Origin of the sequence: Streptomyces sp. SDT5-1, assembly GCF_052245995.1 — a bacterium.
GTDB lineage: Bacteria > Actinomycetota > Actinomycetes > Streptomycetales > Streptomycetaceae > Streptomyces.
Genome location: NZ_CM125963.1, coordinates 5,780,050 through 5,793,588 on the forward strand (window position 1 = coordinate 5,780,050; position 13,539 = coordinate 5,793,588).

The 13,539-nt window shown below is 71.9% G+C and carries 7 protein-coding genes; 5 read left to right on the forward strand and 2 right to left on the reverse strand.

Features of this window, described 5'->3' with window-relative positions:
• Window positions 1-353: 353 nt before the first annotated feature.
• The 5 genes from ACTWJ8_RS26755 (at window position 354) to serA (ending at window position 8,954) form a co-directional block, all read left to right on the forward strand.
• Window positions 354-3,167: a putative bifunctional diguanylate cyclase/phosphodiesterase gene (locus ACTWJ8_RS26755; protein WP_443265005.1), complete on the forward strand. Its 2,814-nt coding sequence runs from the start codon at window positions 354-356 to the stop codon at window positions 3,165-3,167.
• Window positions 3,168-3,433: 266 nt separating this feature from the next.
• Window positions 3,434-5,284 (forward strand): acetolactate synthase large subunit, encoded by a 1,851-nt coding sequence (locus tag ACTWJ8_RS26760; RefSeq protein ID WP_356389127.1) that lies wholly within the window; start codon window positions 3,434-3,436, stop codon window positions 5,282-5,284.
• 26 nt (window positions 5,285-5,310) lie between these two features.
• Window positions 5,311-5,835 carry an acetolactate synthase small subunit gene (gene ilvN, locus ACTWJ8_RS26765; protein WP_164300538.1) on the forward strand — a complete coding sequence of 175 codons (525 nt, stop codon included), beginning with the start codon at window positions 5,311-5,313 and terminating at the stop codon, window positions 5,833-5,835.
• Window positions 5,836-5,936: 101 nt separating this feature from the next.
• Entirely contained in the window at window positions 5,937-6,938 is a 1,002-nt protein-coding gene (ilvC, locus tag ACTWJ8_RS26770) for a ketol-acid reductoisomerase (protein WP_356389125.1), read from the forward strand.
• A 414-nt stretch (window positions 6,939-7,352) separates the two neighbouring features.
• A complete protein-coding gene (gene serA, locus ACTWJ8_RS26775; RefSeq protein WP_356389123.1) occupies window positions 7,353-8,954 on the forward strand; it encodes a phosphoglycerate dehydrogenase in 1,602 nt (533 codons plus the stop codon).
• Between the two features lie 67 nt (window positions 8,955-9,021).
• On the opposite strand, the gene ACTWJ8_RS26780 is transcribed toward serA, so the two are convergent.
• Together ACTWJ8_RS26780 and ACTWJ8_RS26785 are read right to left on the reverse strand one after the other, a co-directional pair.
• Complete coding sequence (locus tag ACTWJ8_RS26780; protein ID WP_443260467.1) at window positions 9,022-11,973, reverse strand: helix-turn-helix transcriptional regulator; 2,952 nt, start codon at window positions 11,971-11,973, stop codon at window positions 9,022-9,024.
• Window positions 11,974-12,035: 62 nt separating this feature from the next.
• The gene (locus ACTWJ8_RS26785) at window positions 12,036-13,526 is read right to left on the reverse strand and encodes an MFS transporter (RefSeq protein ID WP_443260468.1); all 1,491 of its coding nucleotides are present in this window, start codon (window positions 13,524-13,526) and stop codon (window positions 12,036-12,038) included.
• Between the last annotated feature and the right edge of the window lie 13 nt (window positions 13,527-13,539).

Consider the following 13,539-nt stretch of genomic DNA (forward strand, 5'->3'; position numbering starts at 1 on the left):
GTCCCTGAGTGACGAGACTGGTGTATCGTCCCGACTGGGGCAGCGCCGTGCCAGCACACGGCGCCGGGGAAGAGTGACGGACTGCGAGGGGGGCGACGGGCGATGCACGGCCTATGGGCGAACGATCCGACGCGGCGGGGCCGCCGACGGCTGTCTTGTACGGTGACCCGCGCACCGATGCGGGGCCGAAGTCCCGGCTGCCGCAGGACACATGTGCACCGGACCGGACCGCGCGGGGGCCGCAGGAGGCACCCGCAGGCGGGGCAGCGCAAGGCGGACACGGGGGCCGCCCGGCGGACCGGGGCGGCCCGGTGAGTACGCACCCCACGCCGACGACAGCGCTGGGCGCCTCCATGTACTCCGGCGGCCACGCACCCGCCCGCGCGCCTCAGCGGGGCAGCACGGGAGCCCAGTTGCTCCTCGCCCTGCTCTGCGCCGGCTTCGCGGTGGGCTCCGCCGTCGGCTGGGGTTCCGACCGACTCGCCCTGATCATGGGCGACTTCGGCCTGAGTTTCGCGGCCGCCGTCGCCGCCGTGTCGAACTTCGTGTACGCGCGCAGCCGGTACGGCCGCTTTCGACCCGCCTGGCTCCTGTTCGCGTTCTCCTCGCTGATGGCCAGCCTCGGGAACGGGGTGTGGGGCTGGTACGAGGTCGTGCTGCGCCGCCCGGTGCCGACGCCGAGCCTCGCCGACCTGTTCTTCCTCTGCTTCGCTCCGCCCGCCATCATCGGCCTGCTCGTGCTCGCCCGGCGGCCCATGACCAAGGCCGGCTGGATCTGCCTCGCGCTCGACGCGTGGCTGATCGCCGGCTCCCTGATCACGCTCTCCTGGAGCCTCGCGCTCGCGCACACCGCCGAGTTCGAGGGGCAGAGCGTGCTGCGCACCGCGCTCTCCCTCGCGTACCCGCTGCTCGACATCGCCCTCGTCAGCATGGTCCTCGCGCTGCACTTCCGCCGCACGCCCGGCAACCGGACTGCGGTGAACACCGCGATCGGCGCGCTCGCCCTCACCGTGCTGTGCGACGCCCTGTTCACCTCGCCGCTGCTGCACGCCAGTTACCGCTCGGGCGAGATCCTGGACGCCGGCTGGTTCGCCGGATCGCTGCTGCTCGCGTACGCGCCGTGGGTGGGCGCCAAGCGCGAGGCCCGCGAGGACGAGGGGCCGCTCGGGCCCGGTGGCCGCTACCAGGTGAGCTACACGCGGCCCATCTCCGGCTCGCTCGCCGCCCTCACCCCGTACCTGGCCGCCGCGGTCTGCACGCTGGGCATTCTCTACAACGTGCTGGACGGGCACCGGGTGGACCGCGTCGTGCTCTTCACGGCCTGCACCGTCGTCCTGGCGCTCGTCATGCGCCAGGGCATCATGCTGCTCGACAACATCACGCTCACCCAGGAGCTGGCGCAGAAGGAGAACCACTTCCGCTCCCTGGTCCAGGGCTCGAGCGACGTCATCATGATCGCCGCGCCGAACGGGACGCTGAGATACGTCAGCCCGGCCGCCGCGGGGGTCTACGGGCGGGAGGCCGACGAGCTGGTCGGCTCCGAGCTCGCCTCGATCATCCACCCCGAGGACCTCGGGCGCGTGATGCACGAGGTGCGCAGATTCCTCGCCGCCAGCCAGGTCGAGGAGCCCACTACGCGCATCGAATGCCGCTTCCGGTCCGGCACCGGGGCCTGGTTGAACGTGGAGTCGACGATCAACCGCCACCACGGCGGCCTGATCCTCAACAGCAGAGACGTGACCGAAAGGGTCCGCCTCCAGGCCCAGTTGCAGCACAACGCCGAGCACGACCCGCTCACCGACCTGCCCAACAGGTCGCTGTTCACCAAGCGGGTCGGCCAGGCGCTCGCCGGGCGCAGAGCAGGCGACCCCGGCACCGCCGTGCTCTTCATCGACCTGGACGGCTTCAAGCAGGTCAACGACACGATCGGCCACCAGGCGGGCGACGAGCTGCTCGTGCAGGCGGCGAGAAGGCTGGCCGACTCCGTGCGCGCGTCGGACACCGCCGCCCGCCTCGGTGGCGACGAGTTCGCGGCGCTGATCGTCGGTGACGGCGGCCGTGACCACGCGGCCCGTGAGCAGCAGATCTACGAGTTGGCCGACCGGCTCAGAATCACCCTGTCGCAGCCCTACACGATCGAGGGGCACGACGGGGTGCGGGTCGCCGCCTCCATCGGCGTCGCCTTCGCCGAGCCCGAGATCACGGCGGGCGAGCTGCTGCGCAACGCCGACCTGGCGATGTACCGCGCGAAGGCCGCGGGCAAGGGCCGCGTCGAGCTGTACGCGCCGCAGATGCAGGCCGACGTCGTCCGCAAGGCCGAGCTGGCGACCCGGCTCCGGTCGGCGCTCCAGGAGGGCGAGTTCGCGCTGCTCCACCAGCCCGTGGTCTCGCTCGACGACGGCCGGATCACGGCGGTCGCCGCCCAGGCCCGCTGGCGCAGCGCCCAGGGCATCCTGTTCACGCCCGCCGAGTTCCTGCGGGTGGCCGACGACAGCGAGCGCACCGCCGAGCTGGGCCGCTGGATGCTGGAGGAGGCCGTCGAGCAGGCCGCCGAGCGCGGCCGCAGCGGGCACGCGACGCCGGTCTGCGTGCGGATCAGCGCGCGTCGACTCCTCGACCGGGCGATGCCGCTCGGCTCGATAGAGGCGCTCCTGACGCGGCACGGGCTGCCGTCGGGCGCGCTCATCATCGAGCTGGCGGACAGCGACCCCAGAGTCCCGCTGGACGAGCTGGAGCGCCGCCTGACGGCCTTGCGGCGGCTCGGCGTCCGGATCGCCCTGGACGGTTTCGGCAGCGGCTATGCGGCCATCACGGCGCTGCGCCGTCTCCCCGTCGACGTACTGAAGCTGGACCGTTCGCTCGTCGAGGGCGTCGTCGAGTCCGCGCGCCTGCACAAGATCACCAGTGGGCTGTTGCGGATCGCGAGCGATCTGGGGCTGAGCTCCGTGGCGGACGGTGTGGACCTGCCCGAGCAGGTCGCGGCGCTGCGGGCGATGGGGTGCACGCACGGGCAGGGCATGGCGTTCTCCGGGCCGCTGGACGAGTACCGGCTGCGCCGGGCGCTCGGCTCGGGGGAGTACCCGGTGCCCACGGGGCCCGCGGAACCGGTGTTCGCGGGCATCCCCGCGGCGCGCTCACATAATGAGACGCCTGTCCCACCCACTTGACACGCCATATGCGCCGGGGGGATGGTCAGTGCCATGCGCACCCGAATTCTCGTACTTGGAAAGCGCGTCGGCTGAAGCTGGGACCACCGGTCAGGACACCGGAAACCCAGCGACCGCACCCGGCGCGCTCCCCTCGCTTGCCTCACGGCACGAGGGGTTTTTTGTTGCACCGGTGCCGCTTCAGACCCGCCGCCGCCCGCCCGACAAACACGTAAGACCCTGCAGAACCCTCGCAAAAAACCCTCAGCATCGAGAAGAGAATGCCGATGACCGAGCAGGCCACCGGGGCCGGCAATCCGCAGCCGCGGCCCCGTTCCGGAGGACAGCAGTCCGCCCCCGTCGAGCACGTCACGGGTGCGAAGTCCCTCATTCGCTCGCTTGAGGAGGTCGGGGTCGACACCGTATTCGGCATCCCCGGCGGCACGATCCTTCCCGCGTACGACCCGATGATGGACTCGAGCCGGGTGCGCCACGTGCTCGTCCGTCACGAGCAGGGAGCGGGCCACGCGGCCACCGGTTACGCGCAGGCCACCGGCAAGGTCGGGGTCTGCATGGCGACTTCGGGTCCTGGTGCCACCAACCTGGTGACGCCGATCGCCGACGCCATGATGGACTCGGTGCCGCTCGTCGCGATCACCGGCCAGGTCGTCTCCAAGGCCATCGGTACGGACGCCTTCCAGGAGGCGGACATCGTCGGCATCACCATGCCGATCACCAAGCACAGCTTCCTGGTCACGAAGGCCGAGGAGATCCCGCAGGCGATCGCGCAGGCGTTCCACATCGCCTCCACCGGCCGCCCGGGCCCGGTCCTCGTGGACATCCCGAAGGACATCCTGCAGTCGCAGACGACGTTCTCCTGGCCCCCGCAGCAGGACCTGCCCGGCTACCGCCCCGTGACCAAGCCGCACGCCAAGCAGATCCGCGAGGCCGCGAAGCTGATCACGAGTGCGAAGCGGCCCGTCCTCTACGTCGGCGGCGGCGTCCTCAAGGCGCAGGCCACCGCCGAGCTGAAGATGCTCGCCGAGCTCACCGGAGCGCCCGTCACCACCACCCTGATGGCGCTCGGCGCATTCCCCGACAGCCACCCGCTGCACGTGGGAATGCCGGGCATGCACGGTGCGGTCACCGCCGTCACCGCGCTGCAGAAGGCCGACCTGATCGTCGCCCTCGGAGCCCGCTTCGACGACCGCGTCACCGGCAACCTGGACAGCTTCGCCCCGTACGCGAAGATCGTGCACGCCGACATCGACCCGGCGGAGATCGGCAAGAACCGCGCCGCGGACGTGCCGATCGTCGGTGACGCCCGCGAGGTCATCGCCGACCTGATCCAGGCCGTCCAGAAGGAGCACGGCGACGGTCACACCGGCGACTACAGCGCCTGGTGGAACGACCTGAACCGCTGGCGCGAGACCTACCCCCTCGGCTACGACCAGCCCGAGGACGGCTCGCTCTCCCCGCAGCAGGTCATCGAGCGCATCGGCCAACTCGCCCCGCAGGACACGATCTTCGCGGCGGGCGTCGGCCAGCACCAGATGTGGGCCGCGCACTACATCCAGTACGAGAAGCCGGCCACCTGGCTGAACTCGGGCGGCGCCGGGACCATGGGCTACTCCGTGCCCGCCGCGATGGGCGCCAAGGCCGGGGCCCCGGACCGGACCGTCTGGGCGATCGACGGCGACGGCTGCTTCCAGATGACCAATCAGGAGCTGACCACCTGCGCCCTGAACAACATCCCGATCAAGGTCGCCGTCATCAACAACGGCGCCCTCGGGATGGTCCGCCAGTGGCAGACGTTGTTCTACAACCAGCGCTACTCGAACACCGTGCTGCACGCGGGCCCCGACGGCGAGATCCCGCCGAACAAGGGCACCCGCATCCCGGACTTCGTGAAGCTGTCCGAGGCCATGGGCTGCTACGCCATCCGCTGCGAGCGCCCCGAGGACCTCGACAAGTGCATCGAGGAGGCGAACTCGATCAACGACCGCCCGGTCGTGATCGACTTCATCGTCCACGAGGACGCCATGGTGTGGCCGATGGTCGCCGCCGGCACCTCCAACGACGAGATCATGGCCGCCCGGGACGTCCGCCCCGACTTCGGCGACAGCGAAGACGACTGAGAGCCGCAGGAGAAGGAACCAAGACCATGTCCAAGCACACGCTCTCCGTCCTCGTCGAGAACAAGCCCGGTGTCCTCGCCCGGATCACCGCCCTCTTCTCGCGCCGCGGCTTCAACATCGACTCGCTCGCCGTCGGCGTCACCGAGCACCCCGACATCTCGCGCATCACCATCGTCGTGAATGTCGAGTCGCTCCCGCTCGAACAGGTCACCAAGCAGCTCAACAAGCTGGTCAACGTCCTGAAGATCGTCGAGCTCGAGCCGGGCTCCGCCGTCCAGCGCGAGCTCGTCCTCGCCAAGGTCCGCGCCGACAACGAGACGCGCTCGCAGATCGTCGAGATCGTCCAGCTGTTCCGCGCCAAGACCGTGGACGTCTCCCCGGAGGCCGTCACCATCGAGGCCACCGGATCGAGCGACAAGCTGGAGGCGATGCTCAAGATGCTGGAACCCTTCGGCATCAAGGAGCTCGTGCAGTCCGGCACCATCGCGGTCGGCCGCGGCTCGCGCTCCATCACCGACCGGAGCCTGCGGGCGCTCGACCGCACCGCCTAGCGCTTCCGCGCGCCCCCTCTCGCATAGCGAGACCTGAAAACTTTCCTTCCGCACCCCGCCGTACGGTGGGACGCAACACCAGCACACCAAGGAGAACCCCAGTGGCCGAGCTGTTCTACGACGACGACGCCGATCTGTCCATCATCCAGAACCGCAAGGTCGCGGTGATCGGCTACGGCTCCCAGGGCCACGCCCACGCGCTCTCCCTGCGCGACTCGGGTGTCGACGTGCGCGTCGGTCTGCACGAGGGCTCGAAGTCCAAGGCGAAGGCCGAGGAGCAGGGCCTGCGCGTGGTCACGCCGTCCGAGGCCGCGGCCGAGGCCGACGTCATCATGATCCTGGTCCCGGACCCGATCCAGGCCCAGGTCTACGAGGAGACCATCGCCCCGAACCTGAAGGACGGCGACGCCCTCTTCTTCGGCCACGGCCTGAACATCCGCTACGGCTTCATCAAGCCCCCGGCCGGCGTGGACGTCTGCATGGTCGCCCCGAAGGGCCCGGGTCACCTGGTGCGCCGCCAGTACGAGGAGGGCCGCGGCGTTCCGTGCATCGCGGCCGTCGAGCAGGACGCCTCCGGCAAGGGCTTCGAGCTGGCCCTGTCCTACGCGAAGGGCATCGGCGGCACCCGCGCCGGCGTCATCAAGACGACCTTCACCGAGGAGACCGAGACCGACCTCTTCGGCGAGCAGGCCGTTCTCTGCGGTGGTACGGCCGCGCTGGTCAAGGCCGGCTTCGAGACGCTGACCGAGGCCGGCTACCAGCCGGAGATCGCGTACTTCGAGTGCCTGCACGAGCTGAAGCTCATCGTCGACCTCATGTACGAGGGCGGCCTGGAGAAGATGCGCTGGTCGGTCTCCGAGACCGCCGAGTGGGGCGACTACGTCACCGGCCCGCGGATCATCACGGACGCCACCAAGGCCGAGATGAAGAAGGTCCTCGCCGAGATCCAGGACGGCACGTTCGCCAAGAACTGGATGGACGAGTACCACGGCGGTCTGAAGAAGTACAACGAGTACAAGAAGCAGGACGAGGACAGCCTGCTCGCCACCACGGGCAAGGAGCTGCGCAAGCTCATGAGCTGGGTGAACGACGAGGAGGCGTAGCCTTCACGGAACGGGGTCGCGGCACACGCCGCGACCCCGTTCTCCATCACTCCTCCACCCGGTTGTCCACCGTGTCCAGCCTCGGACGAGTGATCCTTCCGGGGAGGCGCAAGACGCCCTCTCCAGCGCCACTACACTGCTGACTACATTCGCGTTGGGCCCACAGCGTCGTGCGTCTTCCACGCGGCAAAGCGACACCGAGATGGACCAGGCACGTCCCCACGCCGCCCGGCACGCACTCTCGCCGCACCGGCCAAAGGCCCTAGTAGCTCCGCTACGAGAACCTTCGTCCGGCACGCCGATAGCACGCACCGAACGACGTGGGAACGCACCCGGCCCATCCCGGTGCCGCTACACCCTCCACCGCCTGCGGCCGTCGGGACGGCCGTCCGCATTGGACCTGTGAGGACTCACGTGAGCACTGCTGCCAACGGCAAACCCGTCGTACTCATCGCCGAAGAGCTGTCGCCCGCGACGGTCGACGCCCTGGGCCCGGACTTCGAGATCCGCCAGTGCAACGGCGCGGACCGGGACGAGCTGCTCCCGGCCATCGCCGACGTCGACGCGATCCTGATCCGCTCGGCCACCAAGGTCGACGCCGAGGCGATCGCCGCCGCGAACAAGCTGAAGGTCGTCGCCCGCGCCGGCGTCGGCCTCGACAACGTGGATGTCTCCGCCGCCACCAAGGCCGGCGTGATGGTCGTGAACGCCCCGACCTCCAACATCGTGACCGCCGCCGAGCTGGCCTGCGGTCTCCTCATCGCCACCGCGCGCAACATCCCGCAGGGTTCGCAGGCCCTCAAGGGCGGCGAGTGGAAGCGCAGCAAGTACACGGGCGTCGAGCTCGCCGAGAAGACGCTGGGCGTCGTCGGCCTGGGCCGCATCGGTGCCCTCGTCGCGCAGCGCATGTCCGCCTTCGGCATGAAGGTCGTCGCGTACGACCCGTACGTGCAGCCCGCGCGCGCCGCGCAGATGGGCGTGAAGGTGCTCTCGCTCGACGAGCTGCTCGAGGTCTCCGACTTCATCACCGTGCACCTGCCCAAGACGCCGGAGACCCTCGGCCTCATCGGCGACGAGGCGCTCCACAAGGTCAAGCCGAACGTACGGATCGTCAACGCCGCGCGCGGCGGGATCGTCGACGAGGAGGCCCTCTACTCGGCGATCAAGGAGGGCCGCGTCGCCGGCGCGGGCCTCGACGTGTACGCGAAGGAGCCCTGCACGGACTCCCCGCTGTTCCAGTTCGACCAGGTCGTCTGCACCCCGCACCTCGGCGCCTCCACGGACGAGGCGCAGGAGAAGGCCGGTGTCGCCGTCGCCAAGTCGGTGCGCCTCGCGCTCTCCGGCGAGCTCGTGCCGGACGCCGTGAATGTCCAGGGCGGCGTCATCGCCGAGGACGTCAAGCCGGGTCTGCCGCTCGCCGAGCGCCTCGGCCGGATCTTCACCGCCCTCGCGGGCGAGGTCGCGGTCCGCCTCGACGTCGAGGTGTACGGCGAGATCACCCAGCACGACGTGAAGGTGCTCGAACTCTCCGCGCTCAAGGGCGTGTTCGAGGACGTCGTCGACGAGACGGTCTCCTACGTCAACGCCCCGCTGTTCGCGCAGGAGCGCGGCGTCGAGGTCCGCCTCACGACGTCCTCCGAGTCGCACGAGCACCGCAACGTCGTCACCGTGCGCGGCACCCTCGGCGACGGCCAGGAGGTCTCGGTCTCCGGCACGCTCGCGGGCCCGAAGCACCTCCAGAAGATCGTCGCCGTCGGTGAGTACGACGTGGACCTCGCGCTCGCCGACCACATGGTCGTCCTGCGCTACGAGGACCGTCCCGGCGTCGTCGGCACCGTGGGCCGCGTCCTCGGCGAGGCGGGCATCAACATCGGCGGCATGCAGGTCTCCCGCGCCGACGTCGGCGGCGAGGCTCTCGCGGTCCTGACCGTGGACGACACGGTGCCGCAGTCGGTCCTGAACGAGCTGGCGGCCGAGATCGGCGCCACCTCGGCGCGCTCCGTCAACCTCGTCTGAGGTCCGGCGGCTTTCCCGAGTACGGCCGAGGGCCGGGTCACCCGCGGGTGACCCGGCCCTCGCGCGTTCAGCTTCCGGAGGTGCTCGGCTCCGGTTCGATCAGGCCCTCGCGGTAGGCGATGCCGACGGCCTCGGTGCGGCTGGAGGCGCCCAGCTTGGCGAGGATGTTCGACACGTGGACGCTCGCCGTCTTGCCGCTGATGAACAGCTCCTCGCCGATCTGCCGGTTGGTGCGGCCACGGCCCAGCAGCCGCAGCACGTCGCTCTCCCGGGCGGTCAGCGCGGCGATCCGCTCCCCGGCGGCCGGGGCGTCGGACAGCCGGCCCCGCCGGATCAGCGCGTCCAGGGCCTCGCGCAGCGGCACCGCACCCAGCTGCTCGGCGGTGTCACGGGCCGCGTACGCCTGCTCGGCGGCCTCCTCGCGGCGGTCCGCGCCGAGCAGCGCCTCCGCCAACCGGCGGCGGCAGCGGGCCAGTTCGTACGGTTCGCCGTAGCCGAACGCCGCCACGGTGCGCTCCCACGCCGCGACGTCGGGGCCCGTGGCCGCGCGGATCTCCTCGGCCTCGGCGCGGGCCAGCCAGGCCAGGCCCTCGGGGCCCTGCTCCACGCCGTCGCCGCCGCGGGTCGCCGTGCTCCTGGCCAGCTCCGCCAGCTCGGCGGCGGCCGAGGCCCAGCGTTCGGCGGCCGCCGTGTCACCGGTGAGGCGGGCCCGCTCCGCCGCGTCCGCGACCGCCGCCAGGGCGAGCGCCGCGATCCGCACCAGGGCGTCGGGCCGCTCGCCCGAGACCTCCGTGAGCGCCTCGACCGCCGTGTCCGCCTGCCGTGCGCAGTCCTCCGCGTCGCCCCGCAGCGCCGCCGCGTCGACCAGGACGACGCTCGCGACCAGCATCGCCATCCAGTCGACCGTGCCGTCGACGTCCGTCAGGGCGCGGGCCCCCGCGACGGCGGTGTCCAGGTCGCCGCGGGCCAGCGACACGTACAGGGCGGGCGCGGTCGCGAACGCCCCGGCGGCCGGGAGGAGTTCGGCGTCGGCCGCGGCGGCCCGCGCGCACTCGTCCCAGCGGCCCCGCGTGTAGAGCAGCAGCGACTGGAGGTAGCGCAGCTCCAGGGCGTACGGGGAGGACAAGAGGCCCGCGCGGCGGGCGCCGTCGAGGCCCTCGCCGATCCACGTGAGGCTCTCGTCGAGGTCGCCCGACTCGAAGCAGCCGACGGCGAGGTTGTAGAGCGCGCGCATCTCCACCGGCAGGTTCCCCGCGGCCCCGGCCAGCTCCCGGGCGTCGACGAGCCGCGCACGGCCCTGCGGGGTGCCCCGGTCGTGCGGTTCGAGGCCGACCAGCGAGACGATCAGGTCGGCCTGCGCGTCGGCGAGCCCCAACCGCTCGGCGACGCCCACGGCCTGCCGGGCGACGCGCTCGGCGTCCTCGTCACGGCCCACGTACCGGGCGGCCATGACGTGCGTCGCGGCGGCCCACACCCACGTAGGGGACGGAGGCTCGGCCGGGATCAGGTCCAGCGCCTCGCTGCTGTACGCGAACGCGGCCTCCAGGTTGTCGATCCGGATCAGATTGCCCGCGAGGGTGTAGCGCACGCGCGCGGCGATCTCGGTGTCGGCGTCGGAGCCGGTGTTCGCGAGCGCGGAACGGGTGAGCTGGACCGCGCGGTGCGGTTCGCCGGCCCGCGCGGCGGCGGCCGAGGCGCGCAGCGTGAGTGTGATCGTGTCGTGGTGCGCGGGGTGGGCGGACGCGTCGACCACGTCCCACAGCTCGAGCGCGGTCTCCAGGTGGCGCAGCTCCTCGGCGGGCGCGCCGACCCGCTGGGCGTGGTCGGCCGCCTCCAGGGACGCGGCCAGCGCGTCGGCGAGGTCGTGGGACTCGCGGGAGTGGTGGGCCCGCTCGGCCGCGCTCTCCGGCGATCGGCCCTCGCCCGCGAGGAGTTCGGCGAAGAGCCGGTGCAGCCGGATCCGCTCGCCGGGCAGCAGGTCCGCGTAGACGGCCTCGCGGATGAGGGCGTGCCGGAAGGAGTACGTGCCGTCGTCGCCCGGCAGCAGCAGCTGCCGCCCGATGGCCTCGCGCAGCGCCGACTCCAGCTGCTCCTCGGGGAGCCGGACGGCGTCGCGCAGCAGGGCGTGCTCGACGCGGCGGCCCGCCACGGCGGCCGTGCGCAGCACCTGCTGGGCGGTCTCGGTCAGTTGCTCGACGCGGATGAGCAGCACGTCGGCGAGGCCGCCCAGCGCCTCGTCGCCGGGCAGCGCGGCCAGCAACTCCTCGGCGTAGAAGGCGTTTCCCTCCGCGCGGTCGACGATGCGGCGCACGGTGCCGTCGTCGACGGGGCCCGCGTGCCGCGCGCGCACGAGCCGGGCGACGTCCGCGTCGGCGAGCGGGCGCAGGTCGAGTCGGTCGACGGCGGGCAGCCTGATCAGCTCGGCGAGCAGCGGGCGCAGGGGGTGGCGGCGGTGCAGGTCGTCCGTGCGGTACGAGGCGAACAGCGCGAGGCGGCGGGGCGGCCCGCCGGGCGCGGGCCGCTGGAGCACGCCCCGACCGAGCAGGAAGCGGAGCAGGTCGCGTGAGGACTGGTCGGCCCAGTGCAGGTCCTCGACGACGAGGAGCAGCGGGGTCAGCTCGGCCAGGTCGGCGAGCAGCCCCGCGATGCCCTCGAAGAGCTGGAGGCGGCTGCCGGAGTCCGGCGCGGGGGCGGCGCCGAGCAGCCGCCCCACCGCCGGATACGCGTCGAACGCGGGGGCGAGCCGCTCGTCGGCCGCCGCCGCGCCGAGGATCTCCGTGAACGGCAGGTACGGCAGGCCCACGTCGCCGAGGTCCACGCAGTGCCCGGTCAGGACGGTCGCCCCGGAGTCGGCGGCGTGCGCGGCGGCCTCCGTGAGCACCCGGGTCTTCCCGACGCCCGCGTCCCCCGCCACCAGGACGGCCCGCGGCTCACCGGCCACGGCCCGCGCCAGCACACCGGTGAGCCGGTCCAGCTCGTCCGCCCGACCGATCAGCGGTGCCCCGTAAGTCTCTGCCACGGGGTCATCCTGGCACGACGGTCCGACATCCCCCACGGGGATGCCGGACCGAAGTGGCGGGGTCAGGCGGCCGGTTCGACCCGGGGCGCCGTGGCCCCGTCGTGCGCGGCCACCGGCTCGGCGCGGCCCGTCCGCAGGAGTCGTACGGCGAGCAGCGCGCCCACGAGGAGGACGGCGATCGCCGTGTACGAGGCCCAGGCCATGCCGTCCACGAAGGCGGTGCGGGCCGCGTCGGCGAGGGCCGGGACCGTGATCGCCTCGCCCAGCGTCTCGGGGGCGCCGGCCGGGAGGCCCGACTGGAAGACCGCGGTGCCGACCGAGCCGAGCACCGCCATGCCGAGCGCCCCGCCGAACTCCTGCCCGGTCTCCAGGAGCGAGCCCGCCGTGCTGGCCTTGTCCGCGGGGGCGGCGCTGAGGGCAAGGTCGCTGACGACGGACGACACCGTGACGACTCCGCAGCCGATCAGGGCGGCGCCCGCGAGGACCGGGACCAGCGAGTCCGTCCCCGACAGGGACATCAGCCCGAATCCGGCCGCGGCGAGCAGGAACCCGGAGGCCACCACGTACCGCTTCTCGACGCGCTGCCCCAGCGAGGCCGCGAGGGGCGCGACGCCGCCGATGACGAGCGAGGGCGCCAGTGACCAGAGGGCCGCCTTCAGCGGGGCGTAGTCGAGGACCGACTGGAGGTACTGCGTGGTGAAGAACGCCGAGCCCATCATCGCGAACATCACCAGGGTGTTGAGCGTGACGCCCGCCGCGTAGAGCCGCTCGGCGAACAGGGAGCGGCCGAGCATCGCGTACGGGACGGTCCGCTGGCGCCGCACGAACAGCCACCCGAAGGCGAGGCCCGCGAGGAGGAAGAGCAGGTAGCGCGTCTCGAAGCCCTCGGCGGCGATCTGCTTCAGGCCGTAGACGACCGGAAGCACCGTGGCCATCGACAGCGGCACGGACAGCAGGTCGAAGCGGGCCGGGGGGTTGGGGTCCCGGCTCTCCGGCAGCAGCAGCGGGCCGACGACCAGGAGCAGCAGCATCGCCGGCACGTTCACCAGGAACACCGAGCCCCACCAGAAGTGCTCCAGGAGCACCCCCGACATCACTGAGCCGAGGGCCACGCCACCCGCCATCGCGCCCGACCAGATGCCGATCGCCTTGGCGCGCATGGCGTCGTCGGTGAACAGGGAGCGGACGATGCCGAGCGTCGACGGCATCAGCGTGGCGCCGCCGACGCCGAGCAGCGCGCGGGCCGCGATCAGCGCCTCGGCGTTCGGCGCGTACGCCGCGAGGACGGAGGCGGCACCGAAGGCGGCGGCCCCGATCAGGAGGAGCCTGCGGCGGCCGATGCGGTCGCCGAGCGAGCCCATCGTGAGCAGCAGGCCGGCCAGGACGAATCCGTAGATGTCGAAGATCCAGAGCTGCTGGGTGGCGGTGGTGTGCAGTTTCTGGCTGATCTCCGGGATCGCGAAGTAGAGCACGGAGACATCCATCGAGACCAGGAGCAGCGGAAGCATCAGGACGGTGAAGCCCGTCCACGGGTTGGTCGTCTTCTGCGTCATGAGAAGGACTGTA

Coding starts and splice junctions, on each gene's coding strand:
- ilvN (WP_164300538.1), top strand. CDS start 5,311: ATGTCCAAGCACACGCTCTCCGTCCTCGTCGAGAACAAGCCCGGTGTC.
- ACTWJ8_RS26785 (WP_443260468.1), bottom strand. CDS start 13,526: ATGACGCAGAAGACGACCAACCCGTGGACGGGCTTCACCGTCCTGATG.
- ACTWJ8_RS26755 (WP_443265005.1), top strand. CDS start 354: ATGTACTCCGGCGGCCACGCACCCGCCCGCGCGCCTCAGCGGGGCAGC.
- ACTWJ8_RS26760 (WP_356389127.1), top strand. CDS start 3,434: ATGACCGAGCAGGCCACCGGGGCCGGCAATCCGCAGCCGCGGCCCCGT.